Origin of the sequence: Microcoleus sp. MOSTC5, from assembly GCF_036701825.1 — a bacterium.
GTDB lineage: Bacteria > Cyanobacteriota > Cyanobacteriia > Cyanobacteriales > Microcoleaceae > Microcoleus > Microcoleus asticus.
The window spans coordinates 1-18,577 of sequence record NZ_JAUBRK010000096.1 but is presented as its reverse complement, the minus strand read 5'-3'; the positions used below and the strand labels follow the sequence as shown (position 1 = coordinate 18,577).

General features: G+C 45.9%; 14 protein-coding genes and 1 CRISPR repeat array. Of the genes, 9 read left to right on the top strand and 5 right to left on the bottom strand.

The genetic code is table 11. The features are described 5' to 3' along the window. The first annotated feature begins 316 nt into the window (after positions 1 to 316). The 3 genes from QUA54_RS31705 (at position 317) to QUA54_RS31695 (ending at position 4,442) form a co-directional block, all read left to right on the top strand. Positions 317 to 2,002 carry an NAD-binding protein gene (locus QUA54_RS31705; protein WP_333418708.1) on the top strand — a complete coding sequence of 562 codons (1,686 nt, stop codon included), beginning with the start codon at positions 317 to 319 and terminating at the stop codon, positions 2,000 to 2,002. Positions 2,003 to 2,171: 169 nt separating this feature from the next. Beyond that, positions 2,172 to 3,965, top strand: coding sequence for an N-acetylmuramoyl-L-alanine amidase (locus QUA54_RS31700; RefSeq protein WP_333418706.1), 1,794 nt, complete (start codon positions 2,172 to 2,174; stop codon positions 3,963 to 3,965). An 81-nt stretch (positions 3,966 to 4,046) separates the two neighbouring features. Beyond that, on the top strand, positions 4,047 to 4,442 hold the full coding sequence (locus tag QUA54_RS31695; RefSeq protein WP_172188714.1) for an SH3 domain-containing protein: 396 nt from the start codon (positions 4,047 to 4,049) through the stop codon (positions 4,440 to 4,442). Between the two features lie 116 nt (positions 4,443 to 4,558). Here the strand turns inward: QUA54_RS31695 and QUA54_RS31690 are convergent, their stop codons facing one another. Both QUA54_RS31690 and QUA54_RS31685 read right to left on the bottom strand, forming a co-directional pair. Next, on the bottom strand, positions 4,559 to 5,119 hold the full coding sequence (locus QUA54_RS31690; RefSeq protein WP_333418704.1) for a Uma2 family endonuclease: 561 nt from the start codon (positions 5,117 to 5,119) through the stop codon (positions 4,559 to 4,561). 79 nt (positions 5,120 to 5,198) lie between these two features. Then, positions 5,199 to 6,176, bottom strand: coding sequence for a hypothetical protein (locus tag QUA54_RS31685; RefSeq protein WP_333418702.1), 978 nt, complete (start codon positions 6,174 to 6,176; stop codon positions 5,199 to 5,201). Between the two features lie 63 nt (positions 6,177 to 6,239). Here QUA54_RS31685 and QUA54_RS31680 point away from each other — a divergent pair, with 63 nt between their 5' ends. Then, on the top strand, positions 6,240 to 7,436 hold the full coding sequence (locus tag QUA54_RS31680) for a CapA family protein (RefSeq protein WP_333418700.1): 1,197 nt from the start codon (positions 6,240 to 6,242) through the stop codon (positions 7,434 to 7,436). Positions 7,437 to 7,755: 319 nt separating this feature from the next. Here the strand turns inward: QUA54_RS31680 and QUA54_RS31675 are convergent, their stop codons facing one another. Beyond that, the gene (locus tag QUA54_RS31675; protein WP_333418698.1) at positions 7,756 to 9,291 is read right to left on the bottom strand and encodes an NAD(P)/FAD-dependent oxidoreductase; all 1,536 of its coding nucleotides are present in this window, start codon (positions 9,289 to 9,291) and stop codon (positions 7,756 to 7,758) included. A gap of 278 nt (positions 9,292 to 9,569) precedes the next feature. After that, positions 9,570 to 10,316, bottom strand: coding sequence for a cobalt-precorrin-6A reductase (locus tag QUA54_RS31670; protein ID WP_333418696.1), 747 nt, complete (start codon positions 10,314 to 10,316; stop codon positions 9,570 to 9,572). Positions 10,317 to 10,543: 227 nt separating this feature from the next. On the opposite strand from QUA54_RS31670, the gene QUA54_RS31665 reads away from it, so the two are divergent. Then, complete coding sequence (locus QUA54_RS31665) at positions 10,544 to 11,362, top strand: tetratricopeptide repeat protein (RefSeq protein WP_333418694.1); 819 nt, start codon at positions 10,544 to 10,546, stop codon at positions 11,360 to 11,362. Between the two features lie 71 nt (positions 11,363 to 11,433). On the opposite strand, the gene QUA54_RS31660 is transcribed toward QUA54_RS31665, so the two are convergent. Next, positions 11,434 to 12,222 (bottom strand): TIGR01548 family HAD-type hydrolase, encoded by a 789-nt coding sequence (locus tag QUA54_RS31660; RefSeq protein WP_333418692.1) that lies wholly within the window; start codon positions 12,220 to 12,222, stop codon positions 11,434 to 11,436. A gap of 176 nt (positions 12,223 to 12,398) precedes the next feature. Between QUA54_RS31660 and QUA54_RS31655 the strand changes: the two genes are divergently transcribed. From QUA54_RS31655 to obgE, 4 genes are all read left to right on the top strand, one after another. Further along, the gene (locus tag QUA54_RS31655) at positions 12,399 to 12,710 is read left to right on the top strand and encodes a 30S ribosomal protein PSRP-3 (RefSeq protein ID WP_278187374.1); all 312 of its coding nucleotides are present in this window, start codon (positions 12,399 to 12,401) and stop codon (positions 12,708 to 12,710) included. A gap of 454 nt (positions 12,711 to 13,164) precedes the next feature. Beyond that, complete coding sequence (locus QUA54_RS31650; RefSeq protein ID WP_333418691.1) at positions 13,165 to 14,238, top strand: class I SAM-dependent methyltransferase; 1,074 nt, start codon at positions 13,165 to 13,167, stop codon at positions 14,236 to 14,238. A 661-nt stretch (positions 14,239 to 14,899) separates the two neighbouring features. Beyond that, complete coding sequence (locus QUA54_RS31645; protein WP_333418710.1) at positions 14,900 to 15,634, top strand: Mo-dependent nitrogenase C-terminal domain-containing protein; 735 nt, start codon at positions 14,900 to 14,902, stop codon at positions 15,632 to 15,634. A gap of 537 nt (positions 15,635 to 16,171) precedes the next feature. Further along, positions 16,172 to 17,212: a GTPase ObgE gene (gene obgE / locus QUA54_RS31640; protein WP_333418689.1), complete on the top strand. Its 1,041-nt coding sequence runs from the start codon at positions 16,172 to 16,174 to the stop codon at positions 17,210 to 17,212. A 270-nt stretch (positions 17,213 to 17,482) separates the two neighbouring features. Further along, positions 17,483 to 18,484: a CRISPR direct-repeat array (repeat unit 38 nt; unit sequence AGCCGCAATTAACCTAACTCCCTATCAGGGATTGCCAA). Positions 18,485 to 18,577: the final 93 nt, after the last annotated feature.

The following is an 18,577-nucleotide window of genomic DNA, read 5'->3' as shown; positions in this document are numbered from 1 at the left end:
GATTTTAAATCACCCTAACCTTCCTTCAGTCTTGTCTTATGGTACTCTGGCTGCTTAAAAACTGTCCGAACTATTGTATTAGGTTATTGCACCTCATATCTGTAGGTACAGGGCACTGCTGTGTCCTTGTTGCAAAACTTGGGAACGCGGCTTTAGAGACACGGCACTGTCCTTTCCTTGTTCCAAAACTTCGAGGCCACGGCGCCACAAGTTTCCTAGATAGTCTTTTTAGCTACATTCTGCAAAGCCAGGAGAGTCAACAATGGTAAGTAAAACTACAAGGACAGCTCCGAAATTGGCTGGCAAATAAATTTTTATGAAACCTCGAATCATTGTTTGCGGGTTGGGCCACACGGGACACAAGATTTTTTGTTTGTTGAGACAGCAAGGAGCGATTGTTGTTGGTATTAGCGATCGCCCAATTCGCGGCGAAACCTCTGATGTGGTTGTCGGCAATTTGCAAGCAGCTTCTACCTTGTTGGCGGCTGGCATTCAAAATGCTCACACTTTGGTAATTGCAGCAGACGATGATGCTGTGAATTTGGCAATTTTGATGCAAGCGAGGATTCTCAATCCTCAGATTCGCATCATCAACAGATTGTTCAATACTAGCTTGGGCGACAGAATTGACCACACTTTGCCCGATCACACTTCCATGAGCGTTTCATCATTGGCGGCTCCGGTTTTTGCCTTTGCGGCTCTTGGCAATCAGGCGATCGGACAGTTGCGTTTGTTCGATCGCACTTGGCCGATTCACGAAGAATATATCGATGAAACACATCCTTGGAAAAATCGCAAACTGAGCGATTTGTGGGAGGATCGATCGCGAATGTTGATTTATTATCTCCCGGCTGCTAACAAAACTGATTTAGTATCGGCGGTGCTTGCCGATCGGCAGTGTCAGCAGGGCGATCGGCTAATTGTTGCCACTCAGCCGACTATCCACAGCCCCCAAAAAACTTTAACTCAAAAACTGCTCAAAACATTAACTAGCCTGCGCCGATTTCAGCAGCACAGCCAAGCAGCAGTAATTGTTGTACTGACACTGCTGTCAATGATCGCCGTTGCTACTGCTACCTATATTTGTGTTGACGATAATATCTCAATTGTTGATTCTCTCTATTTTTCCGTAGGGATGATTACCGGAGCCGGAGGCCATGAAAAAGTAGCCGAACAAGCTCCCGAAAGCATTAAACTATTTACAATTGTCATGATGTTAGTTGGAGCCGGCATCGTCGGCATCTGCTACGCACTGCTCAACGATTATGTATTGGGAACTCGCTTTACCGAATATTGGGATGTGGCGCGAGTTCCGCAGCGCAATCATTACATTATCTGCGGACTCGGAGGAATGGGCATCCAAATTGCTAAAGAACTGTACAATAACGGTTACGATATTGTGGCGATCGAGCAAGATCCGAACAGCCGATTTCTGAGCACGGCTCGCTCAATGAAAATTCCGGTAATTCAGGGAAGTGCCAGTTTGGCCGCAACTCTGGAAGCTGCTAATGTTAAGGAAGCGGCAGCACTTTTGGCTGTTACTAGCAGCGATATGTCTAATGTCGAAATTGCCTTGAGCGCTAAAGGATTGGCGCCCAAACTATCAGTTATTGTCCGCAATCAAGACCCACATTTTGCTTTGATGGTGCAGCAAGTTTTTGAGTTTGAAGGAGTTTTGAACCCGACGGAATTGGCTGCCCCTGCTTTCGCAGCGGCGGCGATTGGAGGCAGAATTTTAGGGAACGGAGTGACGGCTGACAGTCTATGGGTTTGCTTGGGCACATTGATTACCCCAAAACATCCTTTCTGCGGTCACCGCATTCAAGATGCCGCTAAGTCTGCTGATTTTGTGCCTCTGTATGTGGAAACTAATTGTCAAACTATTCACGGCTGGGATTTACTAAATTTTTGTTTGAGTACGGGGGATGTTTTGTATTTGACGATGCCGGCGAATCGGTTGGAGCAACTTTGGAGAACGACCTCGGAATTAATTAAAACTTAATGGTTTGACGCGGGGATTTATGTGGCAGCTCGCTCAATTGCAACTACAAACCTGATAAAATGGGTTCTGTCTAGTAAATAAGACTTAGGACTAATCCTCAGAAATCCGGTTTCTTAGGGAAAGTTCTAGTATAAATAATCAACAGAGTCTCAATTAGTTGCGATTTAGAATGAGAAAATTTTTAGGATTAGTTGTGTTTGGGATGATCGTGGCGATCGCCTCTGTAGCTGTCGCCGCTCAACCTTTGTTTCTCGCTTATCCTCCCGTCAACCACAAAACTACATCAGATCGCATCTTTTTAATCGGTACAGCGCCCGCACCGGGACAAGTGTTAGTAAATGGCAACCAAATTTCGCGCACCGCATCCGGGCATTTCGCCCCGACTTTTCCGCTGCAACTGGGCGAAAATCTCTTTACCTTGCGTTACGAAAATCAGGAAGTCAAAATAAAGGTGACGCGCGAGTCGAATCAGCCGGAAGCCCCTGTAGGATTGGCTTTTGCTAAAGATTCCCTGACGCCGAAAGTCGATGTGGCGAGTTTGCCGGGGGAATATATTTGCTTTGGGGCGATCGCACGTGCGAATGCTCAAGTTGCGGTAAAATTGGCGGGCGTTACTATTCCTTTAAAAGCGCGATCGCAAGTCGAACTACCCGACAACAAATCTGTACTGTTAGGCGCAAATTCCCCGATTAAAAAAGGCGGCAGCGAACAGTATCAAGGCTGCGGTAAAACCCCTGAGAACGCCCTCTCATCTAAGGGAGAAACAGTTGATTTAGGCGTCCCATCGTTTGAGCTAACAATGAACGATCGAACTATCAGCCAACAGGGTACTGGCAAGATTTCTATTCTTTCTCCGGCTGACTTAGAAATAGCCGAAGTAACAGCAGATCCAGGTGTCGCCAGAACCGGAGCGAGTACAGATTTTTCTCGGATGACACCGCTGCCGAAGGGAACGCGAGCAACAATTATCGGGCGCGAGGGAGAATGGCTCAGACTCGATTACGGTGCTTGGATTAAAGCCTCGGAAGTGCGAATTGTCCAGGATTCAGTGCCTCCGCGATCGATTATTCGCAGCGCCAGCTCGCGTCAAGTTTCCGGCTGGACAGAAGTCTTATTCCCCTTAGAAACACCAGTCCCAGTCACTGTGCAGGAAGGAGAAGGCACTTTTACTTTAACGCTATACAATACCACCGCTCAAACTGACATTATTCGCGTCTCTGATGACCCGGTAATTTCACGTTTGGTATGGCAACAAATCTCGCCGCTGCAAGTACAATACACTTTTAATCTCAAATCTACCCAGCAGTGGGGCTATAAGCTGAGATACGACGGCACCACTTTAGTGCTGTCTTTAAAACACCCGCCGGCGAATACAAGCATGATGCCGAATTCGCAAGCAAAACCCTTATCGGGAATTAAGATTCTCATCGATCCGGGACACGGCGGGCCGGAGGATGGAGGTGCGGTGAGTCCAGTGGGAATTAGGGAAAAAACAGTAGCTTTAACAGTGTCGAAATTGGTGCAACAGGAATTGGTAAATCGGGGTGCGAATGTGCTCATGACGCGGGTAGAAGATGTCGATTTGGATTTGCCACCAAGGGTGGAAATGATTCAAAAAGAAGAACCTGCGATCGCAATTTCAATTCACTACAATGCTTTGCCGGATAACGGCGATGCCATTAAGACTAAAGGTGTCGGCGCTTTCTGGTTTCACCCGCAAGCGCACAGTTTGGCAATGTTTTTGCACAATTATTTAGTTGCCAAGTTGAACCGTCCGAGCTATGGTGTATTCTGGAACAACTTAGCCATGACCCGTCCTGCCGTTGCTCCATCTGTTTTAATGGAATTGGGATTTTTGATCAATCCCGAAGAGATTGAATGGATTGTGAATCCGACAGAACAGAAGAAATTAGCCGAGGCGATCGCTCAAGGTGTTACCGAATGGTTTGCCTCTGTCAAATAACAGTTAGTAGTAACGACTGAAGTCCTTCTCAAAAAAATCACAGTCAGGACTTCAGTTCGGTCAATCCAAGGAAATGAAATAATGCTAATTTTTACTCAATCAAAAGCCTTTTTTATTGCAGCCGTCGTTGCAAGTTTTAGCTTCTCACTTTACAGCTTTCCTGTTTTTGGCAAGCAGCAAAGCCTTGCTCCCGCAAAAGCAGAAGCTTTAAAAAAGCAAACTCATTGCTCGTTTATTACAGGTGAAGGTGGCGCTGTTAACATTCGCAAAGGCCCGGGCAATAAGTACCCGGTTGTAGCTAAACTCAAAAGAGGAGACGGAGTTAGGGCTGTCAGCAGACAAGGTAATTGGGTGAAAATTGCGGCCAGATTTTCAGGAAATCCTCCTAATGAAACTTTTACAATCCTTGACGGTTGGGTGAACAATCAATTTATTAACGGCTGTTCCGAAGACCAATTTGACAGGTGGCGGCAATAGGGGATTTGGTTTGTAGTAAGGACTTCATTCCTGAGTTTAGATGAAGATTAAAGTCCTCACTACAAACCCAACCGGGAGATTTTGAAAATTGGCACAAAAAAGACGATCGCCCTCATTCATTGTTCCATTCTCAACCAACTAAACACCTGTTCGGCGGTGATATTCAGGGGAATCATTTCGGGCACAGGAACGACATCGCTACCTTCGCAGAATTGAGGTTGTTGGTTGGGCAAAAACGCTAAAATTGATCGATCGTCTGGATCGATTAGCCACCCCAACTGACAATTATGTTGCAGACAGTGAATGATTTTTTTAGTTACGCGATTTGAGCTTTGTTGTGGCGAGAGAATTTCGATCGTCCAATACGGTGCAATTAGCACATCATCCAACGGTTCACCGCTCTCATCAAATTCAATTTGTTCCCACAATAGTACCGCAATATCTGGAACAATCGATCGCCCGCCAAAGGTACACCGCAACTCTGGAAAAGCATAAGCTATCTTGGGAGTTTGGGTCACCTGATTAATTTCGTTGCAGGTTCTTAATTGCAATAGGCTGTGCTTTGTTTTCGGCATAGGTTTTTGGATAATCTCGCCCTCAATGTATTCGCTAGCCGGTTTAGTTTCTGGCAGTTTCAGAAATTGTTCAAGAGTAAGGCGCTCAGTTGCGATCGTCATAAATAAATTCCTCAATTCTACCTATCTTCAGTGTAAGCGAAAAAAATACTTATCTTGCATGAAAAATGTGCTATCTCGCCTAACCTTGCGGAACAATCTGCTGTTTAAACTCAAACAAATTAGGATTTTCCGGGTCATAAAAAGCCCGCAACCAATGCACGTTTGGAGAACCAAAAGTTTCAACTCTAGTAAAATTTTTCATTCTTGGTAGTTGAGTCTCATCGGTAAAATAGGGTAAAGGTTTGTCGATGCGGAAATAGTGAGTGTCGCCGTGGACGAATACAACCTGCCCTGGGAAATTGCCTGTTTCTGTTTCCAGAGTTGCGATAAAATCGTTGTAGCCGCTTCTTCTTTTGTCCGTCGGATCGAGTTCAAATCCCGGATTTGCCTGTGCAACTAACACAATTCCTTTGCTGTTGCTGCGTTTGGCTAAAGCAAAACATTCTTCGATCCAGGCTAAGTTAGCTGAATTGCGATCGGCATATTCTGCATCTGCTTCGGGAGTGCGGCCAAAATTGTTGTTGCTTCCCGGCATATTAATCGCAAAAAATACAATGCCATTATAAATCCAGCGAACATTTTCGCGGTATTTAGCAAACTGCGAGTTTTCGCTTTGACGGGTGAGACTTAAGGTGCGCTTTCCCAGACTTTGACTACCTTTGCTGAAGATTTCCCGCAGTTTAGCAAGTCTTTCTACTGGATCGTAACTGCCGTTATTTGAACGGTGACAATCCGTCCATTCATTGTCACCATAAACTAGAATAAACGGTATCTCAAAATTGTCAAATAACTGCTTGCGGCTGAGAAAAGTTGCATCATCGCAGACACTGGAACCGTTTTTAATGTCGCCGTCGTGGACTACAAACGCTGCGGGCGATCTATTGATATCTGCAATCAAACTCGGAAATTTTGCTTCCTGTTCCGCACTGTAGGGCAAATCGCCAATCAAGGCAAATTCAAAAGGTTTATCGCCAGAAGTTTGAGCGTAAGTTAAAACACCAAAACTTGTAATTAATACAAAAACAATAAAGGCAATAATTAGATACTTTTTTTTCATATATTTAGCCGTAACTAATTTAGTTATGATACCATATAAGCCGAAAAATTACTCTCAAAAATCATGAATTTTAGTCGGTTGCTTTCGGTAATTGCCATGCTTTCGATCGCAGGCTGCAATATTCAAACGCCACAAACCAACACACAGCCTACAGAAAGTCGATCGCCAATAGCAACCCCTGTTCCCGCCAAACCAAAGTCTCAGATCGAAGAAGCAAAACTAATTGCTGTTGGCGACATCATGATGCACAGTACCCAAACGCGATCGGGCTACGACGCCAAAAAGAAAACATACAATTTTGACACTTTCTTCGCACCAGTTAAAAGTATCCTGTCAACAGGCGATTGGGTCATCGGAAATCTAGAAACACCTTTAGCGGGCGAAGATGCGGGCGGATATACAGGATATCCCCTATTTAACGCACCGGCTCAATTAGCGGATGCGGCTAAAAAAGCTGGCTTTAATATCTTGACAACTGCAAACAATCATGATTTAGACCGTGGAGAAAAAGGAGTAATTAGGACGATCGCCAATCTGAGCGATCGTAAAATTGCTTCCACAGGAACAGCCGAATCGAAAGCGGCGGGCGATCGCACTTTAATCAGCACCAAAAACAACATTTCCCTAGCTATTCTCGCTTACACCTACGGCACAAACGGCATTCCCATACCCAAAGGCAAAGATTATTTAGTTTCCCTAATAGACGAAAAAAAGATAGTCAAAGACATTGCTAAAGCCCGAACCAAAGGAGCAGATATTATCGCAATTTCCCTGCATTTTGGGAATGAATATGAGCGACAGCCAAACCCGCAACAAAAACAATTAGTGGAAAACCTATTAAAAGCTGGTGCAGACATCATTCTCGGCAGCCATCCCCACGTCGTCCAACCTTACAAAATTTTTAACTTCCCCGGTAAAAATGGCAAAACCCGCAAAGCTGTAGCAATTTATTCAATGGGAAACTTCATTTCCGGTCAGAATAAAAATTATACAGACTTAGGCGTAATTTTGCAAGTAAATATTCGCAAAACCTTTCCCGAAAAAACTACAGAAATTACCAGCATCAAAACCATTCCGACTTGGGTACACCGCTATACTCAGAACAATAAAACGAACTATCGCGTTTTGCCATTAGAAACAACTGTCAGCCAGAAAAAAGATACACTGCTAGCAACTTCACAGTATCCTGTTTTAAAAACATACCTGCAAAAAATGAACAATCATCTTAACTCTTTGAATAGTCAGAAAAAATCAAAGTAATTTGGCATTGAAAATTGGGAATTGGGCATTGGTGATTGGAAGTGGAGGCAGAGCCGAGCGATTTGTATCCCCAGGCAGTGCCCATTGCTAAGGTAACAGTTTAAGCTAGGGAAGCATTTGTCAATCAGCAATTATGCTCAGAATTTACTCAAGTTTTTGGTATAAAACTTATATTTGGGCGATCGAACAATCAGGTAGAATCTTCAGCAAAAAAATTTATCCAAGCTTGGATATTCTTTCCAATTAGTGCGAAATGGGCAGCAAAGACCTGAGCAGCAGAATAGCGCATCAATTGATCCCTCGTAAGCTTTACAAGCAATCATGTATCCAACGGAAGAGGGTGTAGTGGAGTAGAGCGACTTTTCTTTTTGTGATTATATTCTTCGCATACGCCAAGATAATCTGATGGTTGATATCTGCCGAATATCTCAGCGAAAATGTTAGGCAATTTTCGATAAGGAGAAACACCCATATCTTTAAGCATGATGTCAATATATTGTTGAAAGCGAGTATTGACTGCACAGGATCGCGAAGGTTCAAATTGAATATTTGCGCGTTTCCACTGGCGGATACATTCAATACTTTTTTCCATATTTTCGCTGGAAGGTAACTCAAGTTCACCACGCAAGTATGCACACAGCCATTGTGCGGCAATTTCGACAGCAGGCACGTGCATATATCCATGATTGAACCCGGCAAAGGCAATGCCAGGAATGCGAGGATGAAGCAAGTGGCGATATAACTGCACGCCATCGGGTTCGGTTTCTAAGATTTTTCGATATTTATCAGGCAAAAATGGAAAAATTGGCGCTTGCGAACCCAAAGATAGAATGACTAAATCGCATGGAATCTCGCAACCATTTTTCAACTTTACTGCTTCTGGCGAAAAACCAGATAATTCTGCACGGTGGGGCGAGATTTTTCCTTCTGCAATAAACGGATAGTAATCTTCAGGCGCAACCGCTGTGGCTGAACGTAAATCAGGCAATAGTTTGTGGTCTGGTTGTACAGCTTTGATGCGACTCTGGGCGGCTTGGTCTTTTCCAGAAACATTTCGCTGAACTTGAAAGCGGAAAATGGATGCAATCAAATCCCAAAAACCTGAAACAATGAAGCCAAGGCGATTGTGCAAGAAACGTTCAATGGCGGTTGGATGTGCCCAACTTGTCATCATCACTGTTCCAAAACGGCTGAATAATGGGTAGGTAAAATGTACGCCCAAAATCCATTCTGGGATCAGCCAGCGCGGTGTACGAAATACATGATTTACTTGCGCGCCTTGTTTGGCTGCGAAAGTCGCCATGTCCAAAGCACTTTTTCCGAAGCCAACGATTACAACTCGTTGATTGTCGAATATATCAAGCGCGTGCACATCCCGTTCAGTGATGATTTTCCCGCCGAAATCTTCGATACCTGGAAATTCAGGTTGATACTTTCCTTCTGTATATTGCCCAACTGACATAACGACGTATCCAAATAATTCTTCGCGAACGCCATCCTGGTTTTTATATTTTAATAGCCAGCCATCTTCTGTTTCTTTGAGTTCGATAACTTCATGATTTAACCGCACATCAAGCTTTAAATGGTTGACCGCTTGTTCCAAATAATTCAGGATTTGTTCTCCGGTGGGATGTAATTCAGGCGTGAATGGCCAGGGAAAATCAGATAAATGATACTGTTCCCTGATATTTTGCAGGTGTACGTTTGGGTATGCAAGTGCCCATACTCCGCCAAGCTTTTCGGATTTCTCGAAAACAACTGCTTGGAAACCATTTTTCTTGAGAATATGGGCTGTCGTAATGCCTGATATTCCCGCGCCAATAATGGCAATTGGCATACCGTTTTTGTATTGCATATATTTGAGTCTCCTGATTGGGTAGGGTTATTAGAGTAATTCTCCTGACGCAGCGACAAAAAACCGGAAAGCCTTGCACTCAGAAGAGTTTAAATCGATCGCTCTCACACAGACAGAGGGGTTGTCACCCCGTCAAATCCGCGACCTTAACCCCAACTGCTGATAGTAGTCTAGGTAGTTGTAGACTAAGGGGAGAGCAATTCTTGCCGTCTGGCTGCTACAAGCTCAGTTGAGGCGCGCTGGCACATTCCGATCGCGAAAAGGATGTAACTAATAACTCATAACTGCTTAATTAACCAAGCGATCGCCCCTTCAACATTATCAACCTGCTCAACATCGCGAATCTGCGGCCGCTGCACCATTACAACCGAAATTCCCAGTTCCCTAGCCGCAGCAATTTTAGCATAAGTAGCACCGCCCCCGCTGTTTTTACTAACAATTGTATCAATCTGATATTCTAACAGCAATTCTCGCTCGTCTTCTAATGTAAAAGGCCCCCTTGCTAATAACAATTTACCGTTAGGAACAGGAGTATTTAGTGCAGGAGGATCGATCGCCCGCATCAAAAACCAAATAGCATCCAAACCCGCAAACGCAGCCAATTCCTGCCTGCCAATGGTGAGAAACACCCGCTCAGACTGCCCTAATAAAGCCTTTGCAGCCTCCGAGTGGCTGGCAACTTCAATCCAGCGATCGCCCTCCACCATCTCCCAAGCTGGACGCACCAGCATCAAATAGGGCACATTACATTCAGCAGCAGCAACAGCAGCATTGGCAGAAATCTGAGCCGCAAACGGATGAGTAGCATCAATTAACAAGTCGATCGGGCGATCGAGCAAAAACTCGGCCAGCCCAGCCGCCCCACCAAACCCTCCAATTCGCACCGTACCCGTTTTTGGGGTAAAAGGCTGCTGAGTGCGTCCTGCTAGCGAAGATACCACCTCTATTTCAGCGATTTGAGACGCTCTGGCAGCCAGTTCAGCAGCATCCCCCGTCCCGCCCAAAATTAGCAACCGTTTTTTCACCAAATTATCCTTAGTTGCGACTACACAAACTGGCGGTTAAAACCGCAACTACACAAGCAAAGTCCGCCTGCGAGGACTAAAGAAAATCCAGGGTTTTAGAACCTGCGGAGACAGGTTTTGTCTGTGTAGCTGCGACTTAAGTCGCCGAGACTTTTCAAACATCTTCTAACCAACGCCCGCAAATTCGGTTAATAATATGTTTAGTAAAGTTTAAACTACCAACAACGATGATTCGCTCACTTTTCACATTTTTTACAGTATTAATTGTAACCGGGTTAGTGTGGTTGGGAAATATCGCGCCCGTTGCCGCACAAGTACAACCAACAGATATCGCCGAACCCCAACAGGAATTGGGAGAACTCGTTCAAAAAGCTTTTCAAGCTACAAATGAAGGTCAATTTCCCGCCGCTGAAAGTTTTTGGACTCAAATTATTGACAAATTTCCCTCACAAGCAGCCGCTTGGAGCAACCGAGGCAATTCTAGAGTCAGCCAAAACAAGCTGCAAGCAGCTATTTCCGACTACGAAAAAGCGATCGAACTAGCTCCCGATGCCCCCGATCCCTACCTAAACCGCGGCACGGCTTTAGAAGGTTTAGGACGCTGGGAAGAAGCGATCGCCGACTACAATCATGTACTAGAATTAGACCCCAAAGATCCAGCCGCCTACAACAACCGAGGCAACGCCGAAGCCGGTTTAGGAAAATGGGAACCAGCAATTGCCGACTACAGCAAAGCCTTTGAATTAGCCCCCGAATACGCCTTTGCCCGCGCCAACCACGCCCTCGCACTTTATCAAAACGGGCAAACGAAGGAAGCAATTCGCAACATGAAAAACATTGTCCGCAGATACCCTCAATTTGCCGACATGAGAGCCGCCCTCAGCGCCTGTCTTTGGGAAGCAGGACAGCGCGGCGAAGCAGAGAGCAATTGGGTAGCCGCAGTCGGCCTCGATCCCCGCTACAAAGACATCGATTGGGTTGCCAATAACCGCCGCTGGCCGCCAGTTGCAGTCAGCGCCTTAGACAAGTTTTTGCACTTGCAATAATCTCAAAGGGAAAGTTGGCGGTTGTCATTGGTTATTGGTTATTGGTTATTTCGATAACTGACAACTGACAACTAACAATTAATTAATTCTCGAATCCGCGCAGCCGTCAACTCTTCTACATTCCTGAAAACCGCTGCTGCACCAGCAGTTTTCAGCGCCGCAGCATAAGCCTCGCAGCGCTCAGAATCATCCAAAACATGAGGTGGCAAAATTCCAGTCCCCAGCCAAATCCGGTTTGGTTGCACTTCCCGCGCCTTCACAACCGTGTAAATATCGGCAACAGTATCTCCTGCGTAAATTACAGGCAAATTGTTTTCTAAACCGTGCAGGTTTTCCAACTGTTCAATTGCGGAGAAAAGTCCAGCCGGATCGGGTTTTCCCGGTGCATCTTCCATCGCCACCAACACGGGGGAATTTAAACTCAGTTTCCCTTCCAGAACATAAGCAGCTTCATCCCGCATCGCCCCGCTAAAAAAGCCCCAAACAATACCCTCAACTGTTAAATTTTCCAGGTAAGCCGGACTTAACAGCAGCGGTTCGGCACAAATGTAACCAGTCCAATTTTTCTCATCAGCCCCGCGATAGCGATTTTGGAAGAAAGCCACTAATTCGTCATAGTTGAGAGCGAGTTGGTTTCTCGATCGCCCAATCCCCTCAAAATAACGGCAAACTAACTCGAAAGACGCCTGCCAGTCATTATTCCACACTCCCTCAGACTTCAGAGAGTCGATATCGAGAGAATTCGGGCGAAAAGCACCCGCCGTGAAATGTTCCACCGCATCCGCGATCGCCCGCCGGTAGGAACCGGACACATCCCGCACCACACCGTCAATGTCGAAGACTAAAATAACTTTGTTCACAACTTAACCATCCTTGTACCTAGGGCGGGTGAAAACCCAAATTTTATCGGTTTCCAGCCAATTTCCGGCACGAAACCCAGCCCCAGACAAAACTTTTAATCACTGATGACTCATTATTGAACAGAATGTGCTACGCTTAGCGATTGTAGAAATTTTTAACAAGTTCGATCGGAACCCTGGAGGTTTGCTTGTCCAAGTTCATCTTAAAAGTTCTCTGGCTAGAAGAGAATGTTGCCCTCGCCGTTGACCAAGTTGTCGGCAAAGGAACTAGCCCGCTGACATCCTACTTTTTCTGGCCTCGCAAAGATGCGTGGGAAGACCTCAAAAACGAACTCGAAGCCAAACACTGGATTGCTGATAACGATCGCGTCGAAATCCTCAACCAAGCCACAGAAGTAATTAACTACTGGCAAGAGGAAGGCAGACGGCGCCCGATGACTGAAGCTCAGTCAAGGTTCCCGCAAGTGACTTTTACCGGCAGCAACTAAGCCCAGCTTTATTTTGCTACCCATATAAATTGCCTGTTATGGCTGACGAGGGGATGGAGAGAGGGGAGAAGGCGAGAGGATTTGACGCTTTTTCCACCTCGCCGTGAAACATACAATTTAAATGCGCTACAGCTTATCTTGATACTAACTCCGATTTTCAGAGCTACTCGGGTTTTGGGCTTGGTCGATTTGAGATTAGAGATTGGAAATTTATGCAAAATAAAGCTCTAAAATCGCCTTTTCTAAAATCTAAAAATACTCAGCAACGAAACCAAAGAAATCTAATATCGGCTTTTTTATACTTTTAAATTGTACAGTCAGCTCTCAACGGACTTCCCCCGAACCTCCAACCTCAAGCCTCAAAATCCATCGGTTAAATCCGTTAAATCTTGTACACGGCTTCCTTCTTCCTTCTTCCTTCTTCCTTCTTCCTTCTTCCTTCTTCGCGGAATTTATGGGCGCCGAAAGTACGATCGACCAAACCGAACAGCTACCGCTGGTAGTAAATCCCGACATTCTCCAGCAAGCTATCCTCTACAAAATTAATACTCGCATCATCGCTCGCGGAGAATTAGTTTTCCCCTGTGTACCGGGAATGGTAAGCCACTATCTCAAGGCGATCGAACAGCTATTTCGCACTCTCGACAGACCCCTGCCAGAAGAACGCAGAGACGAACTCAGCAAGCTTTTAGTCAACAAGTTAGAACAAGGCTACCGCACCTCCACAGCATCGATGCTGATCCTGCAATACGAATCGGTACAGCCGCCCCAAACAGGTTTAGCCTGCAAAGTGATTGTTACTACCTCAACAATGGGAGAACAGTACAAAAGCTGGGTAGACACCAGAGAACCTCCGCTTTTCGGCTCTCATCCAGACGCAAAATTGATGGCAACGGCAGCTAAATTGGGTACACCCGATCGAGTGCGGATTTTGGACGTGGGGGCTGGTACCGGCCGCAATACCTTGCCGCTGGCGAGGTTGGGCTATTCTGTGGATGCGATCGAGCTAACCCCAGCTTTTGCGGAACAATTGAAAGCGGCAGTAACAGCCGAAAACCTTCCCGTGACAGTTACTGAAGGCGATGTGCTCGACCCCTTAATGCGGATGAAACCGGCCCGCTATCAGTTGGCAGTGGCCGCCGAAGTCATTTCACATTTTCGAGACAGCGATCAAGTACGGCTTTTCCTCGCTAAAATGTGCGATTCCCTGTGTCCCGGAGGTCTGTTGCTGTTCAGCACGTTTTTAACCGTCGGCGACTACCAGCCGGATGCCCTCGTGCGACAAGTTGCCCAACTCTCCTGGTCTACTTTATTTACTCCCCAAGAACTCGCCACCGCAATGGAAGGGTTGCCCTTAGTCCAAATATCCGACGAATTGGTGTTTGAGTACGAACGCCACCACCTGCCAGAAGGAGCCTGGCCCCCGACGCCCTGGTTTCCCAGTTGGGCCACCGGTCGAGATGTCTTCCCGATGGCAAACGGACGCCCGCCAATGGAATTGCGCTGGATTTTGTGTCGCCGAAGTTAAAAAAATCAGTCATTCGATTTTAGATTTTAGATTTTAGATTTTCGATTGACCCCACGGATAAATTACGTGGCGGGTACCATCAAGAAATTCTTGGTCATTTAGAGACGGACACAGCAATCACAACCGTTGAACGGCGGTAACAGTTGCATCAGCTCTTTTTTTTCCAAGTCATAAAGCCGGCTCGCTGTCAAATGTTACGACGCCGTTACACAAAAATTTACAAAAATATATATTAAAATGTAAAGATAGCGAAGTTCGATCGCCCCTGGGTGAGAAACCCCGTGTCTGATTAGATCCAACGCTTGCAAACCGTTTATTTCTTGCGAAAAATAGGCTTGCTAACGGCAATCGGGTTTGAATAAAAGTCGATCGCCATCTCAATCGGTGCAACTAAAGTTAAGATGAGTCCAAGAAACCTATTCCTCCAGATAGATGATGTTTTAAGGAATAGGATAATCCAATAGATTAGCTCGCTAGTTAGCGATGCTCCTGAGAAACAAATATGCTTTTAACAAGTCCACTACAAGCGTTTGGAGCAATCTTCGAGCACAAACCTTCAACAAATAGATCGTCGATCGAACAAAAAAGCAGTAATAATTCTTGGGACCCAAATATTGATCCCGCTGTAAACGAACAAATTGACTGGTATATCCAAATGGAAATGCTAATGAGTAACGCTAAATCTTCCTGCACCGATGAAGAGATTAGTGCTTGGCTGCGCGGATTGCTGACAATTGCTTGGGCAGACGGCAACTTTGACGAAGACGAGCAAAAAATGATTGCGAATCTAACTCAGGATGAACTACATCCGGTATCTTTTGAGGCGGGTTTTGAACCTATTGCCCCAGAGGAATTAGCTGCTGTGTTAGGGAAAAGCACCGCCAAAGGCGAGGATTTTTTGAGGACAGCAGTCATGGTAGCTTTGGCAGACGGTACATACTCGCTCAGCGAAGACGAGGTAATCCACAATTTTTGCACAGCTTTGGGTCACAAGGTCGAGGCGATAGAAGCTCTCCGACACACGATACAACAGAGCAAGTCCGATCCGCAGGGGCCCAGCAGCCAAATAGTCTTTGATGCGAATGTCGCCCCCGTCGCCGGAACACCGCTTTCATCTCGACTACCTAAACCTCACCAAAAAAATGTTCTGCAACCCGTCAAAGACTGGCTTGACGCCTGGGAAGTTCACGACCCCAGAGTCGCACACTTTGTCTGCAAAATGATTCCGCCGCAGTGTCCGTTTGAACGAGATGTCGTGTTATTCGGACGCAAAATCGTGCACATTCCGGCGATGTGCAAGATTAACCCGCTTTACGAACAGTTGGTGGGAATGCGCTTTCGAGCTCTCTGCTATTTGGCAGATGAATGTAAGGAAGATGTATCGATATATTGTTAGTAGTCAGTGGTCAGTAGTCAGTAGTCATTAGTCATTAGCCATTCTTGTGAAATCTTGGATTAATGACTGTAACTATTAACCAATGATTACTAATTAGTCCAAGACGCAAAAACCTAGTTTTTCTACAAAAAAACATCGTTACAGCGATCCGCCCCAGTAGAAAAACCAGGTTTATTCAGTTTTTGTGGGTAAGTCCTGCTAATATTAAATCCGCTTTGATAATACCAATTCAAAAAAGTTTTGCTACAATTCTCAATCTTATACAAATTATTAAAAGTCGCAAACCCAAGAGCCGGACACGGCAGTGCCGTTTCCCTACAGATGCTCGGGTAAAATCTCTCAGTATGCACTACTTTTGAGAATTGGTATAACTATATTTTTCCGGCGACTATAAGTCGCGACTACACTTGCTTGGAGTCCGCCTCTGCACACTCAAGGAAAAGAGGAATATTGTACTTGGATCTGGTATCATAGCTAATGACTAATGACTACTGACTACTGACTACTGACTACTGACTATTGACTACTGACTAAATTATGCAATTTATCGATCGAGCAGATATTCAAGTCGCAGCCGGCAAAGGCGGCGACGGTATGGTAGCTTTTCGCAGAGAAAAGTATGTACCGGCGGGCGGGCCGAGCGGCGGCACGGGCGGGCGGGGCGGTTCTGTGTTTATGGTAGCGGTGGAAAGCCTGCAAACGCTGCTGGATTTTCAGTACAACCGAATTTTTAAAGCCGATGACGGGAAGCGCGGCGCGCCGAAGAATATGACTGGGGCTTCAGGGGACGATCGCACGATCGAAGTTCCCTGCGGTACAGTTGTTTACGACGCGGAAACTCAGGCAATCTTGGCAGATTTAGTGACGCCCGGACAGACTTTTTGCGTTGCCAAAGGTGGCAAAGGCGGTTTGGGAAATAAGTGTTTTCTCACCAATTCTAACCGCGCTCCCGATTATGCTATGCCGGGAAAAGAAGGAGAACACAAATTTTTGCGTTTGGAATTGAAGCTATTAGCTGAAGTGGGAATTCTGGGGATGCCCAATGCTGGCAAATCCACCTTAATTTCAGCTTTGTCTGCGGCTCGCCCCAAAATAGCAGATTATCCGTTTACAACTTTAGTCCCGAATTTGGGTGTAGTCAGAAAACCCACCGGCGACGGTACTGTTTTTGCCGATATCCCGGGATTAATTGAGGGGGCTCACGAAGGTGCTGGTTTGGGTTACGAGTTTTTGCGGCACATTGAGCGGACTCGGTTGTTGCTGCACTTGATTGATGTTACGGATGAAGATCCGATCGCCAATTACGTCACAATTCAGGAAGAATTAAAGGCTTACAGGCGTGGTTTAGCCGATAAACCGCAGATTTTGGCTTTTAATAAGGTAGATGCGATCGACCTTGAAAGCGAAGAAATCGGTAATTTAATCAGCAGACTTAAAGAAATTAGCGGTGTTCCTGTTTTGTTGATTTCCGCTGTGAGTCGAGTTGGGTTGGATGAATTGATGCAGCAAGTTTGGCAAAAACTCGACGAGATGAACGAAAAAGAGGCTGAGGAACTGTTAGCAGTCGCGAGTGTCTAATCGCTTTCCGGTTCTTGGAATTTCCGTGAATGGGTAGGTGTTTTTTTGAGGGGGTCAAATCTTTCGGCTGTATGGCTTGTGCGGCAAGGGTTTGAGCCTCTGTATCTTCAAAAGTAGGTTCACGGAAACGCTGGAATTCTTGCTGAGTATGGCTTTCATGGTTGTTGAAGTTTGTGTCTCTTGACAGGGCGGTGGCTGAAATGATATTTTGTACATAGTTCACGGAACAGTACCTTGAAAACTAAATACTGTAAGGCTTCTGGCACGAGCGGCCGCAATTAACCTAACTCCCTATCAGGGATTGCCAATTTTTCCCGAAAGCGAACCGCTAATTGAGTGGCCTTACCGAGCCGCAATTAACCTAACTCCCTATCAGGGATTGCCAATTCCGGCGAACAAAAACGCATCGATGGACGGTAAATCAAGCCGCAATTAACCTAACTCCCTATCAGGGATTGCCAATGATCGCGATCCAATTGAATCCGATCCCTTTTTAGAGCCGCAATTAACCTAACTCCCTATCAGGGATTGCCAAGCATAAACGAGCAGGGATCTGCTCGGTTTGACGAGGTACAGCCGCAATTAACCTAACTCCCTATCAGGGATTGCCAAATCCCAGATTGGGGTGTCCGGGAACCGCGTGGCATAAACCAAGCCGCAATTAACCTAACTCCCTATCAGGGATTGCCAAAAATCGGCGCTCGCGAATCCACTCAATTGATCGAGCCGCAATTAACCTAACTCCCTATCAGGGATTGCCAACAATTGCGATTGCCGGCAATCGACAAAGCCTACCAGCCGCAATTAACCTAACTCCCTATCAGGGATTGAAACCAAAAACGTGGGCGCTGACCTTTGATAACCAAGGCCGCAATTAACCTAACTCCCTATCAGGGATTGAAACAGCCTGATTGTGTGGATGCTGCGGGTATAGTCGATCGTGTGCCGCAATTAACCTAACTCCCTATCAGGGATTGAAACGAAGCTGTCGCAAGCCGTGGGGGAACTATCCAAGCTGCCCAGCCGCAATTAACCTAACTCCCTATCAGGGATTGAAACGGCAAGGTATCCTCTTTAGCTTGAGCCACAAAGGCCGCAATTAACCTAACTCCCTATCAGGGATTGAAACGGGCTGCCTGTTTGCAATTCCCTAATCCTTCTAGCGCCGCAATTAACCTAACTCCCTATCAGGGATTGAAACGCAGTTGCTTGTTGCACGGAAAATCTCGCTGCGGGCCGCAATTAACCTAACTCCCTATCAGGGATTGAAACGCGGCACCAGCAATGCTAAGTAGCTAGACAAAATTAATTACATAGTTTTCTCCAAATTCTTTCAGGATTTTTTCCACAGATGTAACAAAAGTT

Excerpts from the sequence above, each read along its gene's own strand:
- QUA54_RS31705 (WP_333418708.1), top strand. The coding sequence starts at position 317 with ATGAAACCTCGAATCATTGTTTGCGGGTTGGGCCACACGGGACACAAG.
- QUA54_RS31700 (WP_333418706.1), top strand. The coding sequence starts at position 2,172 with ATGAGAAAATTTTTAGGATTAGTTGTGTTTGGGATGATCGTGGCGATC.
- QUA54_RS31695 (WP_172188714.1), top strand. The coding sequence starts at position 4,047 with ATGCTAATTTTTACTCAATCAAAAGCCTTTTTTATTGCAGCCGTCGTT.
- QUA54_RS31690 (WP_333418704.1), bottom strand. The coding sequence starts at position 5,119 with ATGACGATCGCAACTGAGCGCCTTACTCTTGAACAATTTCTGAAACTG.
- QUA54_RS31685 (WP_333418702.1), bottom strand. The coding sequence starts at position 6,176 with ATGAAAAAAAAGTATCTAATTATTGCCTTTATTGTTTTTGTATTAATT.
- QUA54_RS31680 (WP_333418700.1), top strand. The coding sequence starts at position 6,240 with ATGAATTTTAGTCGGTTGCTTTCGGTAATTGCCATGCTTTCGATCGCA.
- QUA54_RS31675 (WP_333418698.1), bottom strand. The coding sequence starts at position 9,291 with ATGCAATACAAAAACGGTATGCCAATTGCCATTATTGGCGCGGGAATA.
- QUA54_RS31665 (WP_333418694.1), top strand. The coding sequence starts at position 10,544 with ATGATTCGCTCACTTTTCACATTTTTTACAGTATTAATTGTAACCGGG.
- QUA54_RS31650 (WP_333418691.1), top strand. The coding sequence starts at position 13,165 with ATGGGCGCCGAAAGTACGATCGACCAAACCGAACAGCTACCGCTGGTA.
- QUA54_RS31645 (WP_333418710.1), top strand. The coding sequence starts at position 14,900 with ATGCTAATGAGTAACGCTAAATCTTCCTGCACCGATGAAGAGATTAGT.
- obgE (WP_333418689.1), top strand. The coding sequence starts at position 16,172 with ATGCAATTTATCGATCGAGCAGATATTCAAGTCGCAGCCGGCAAAGGC.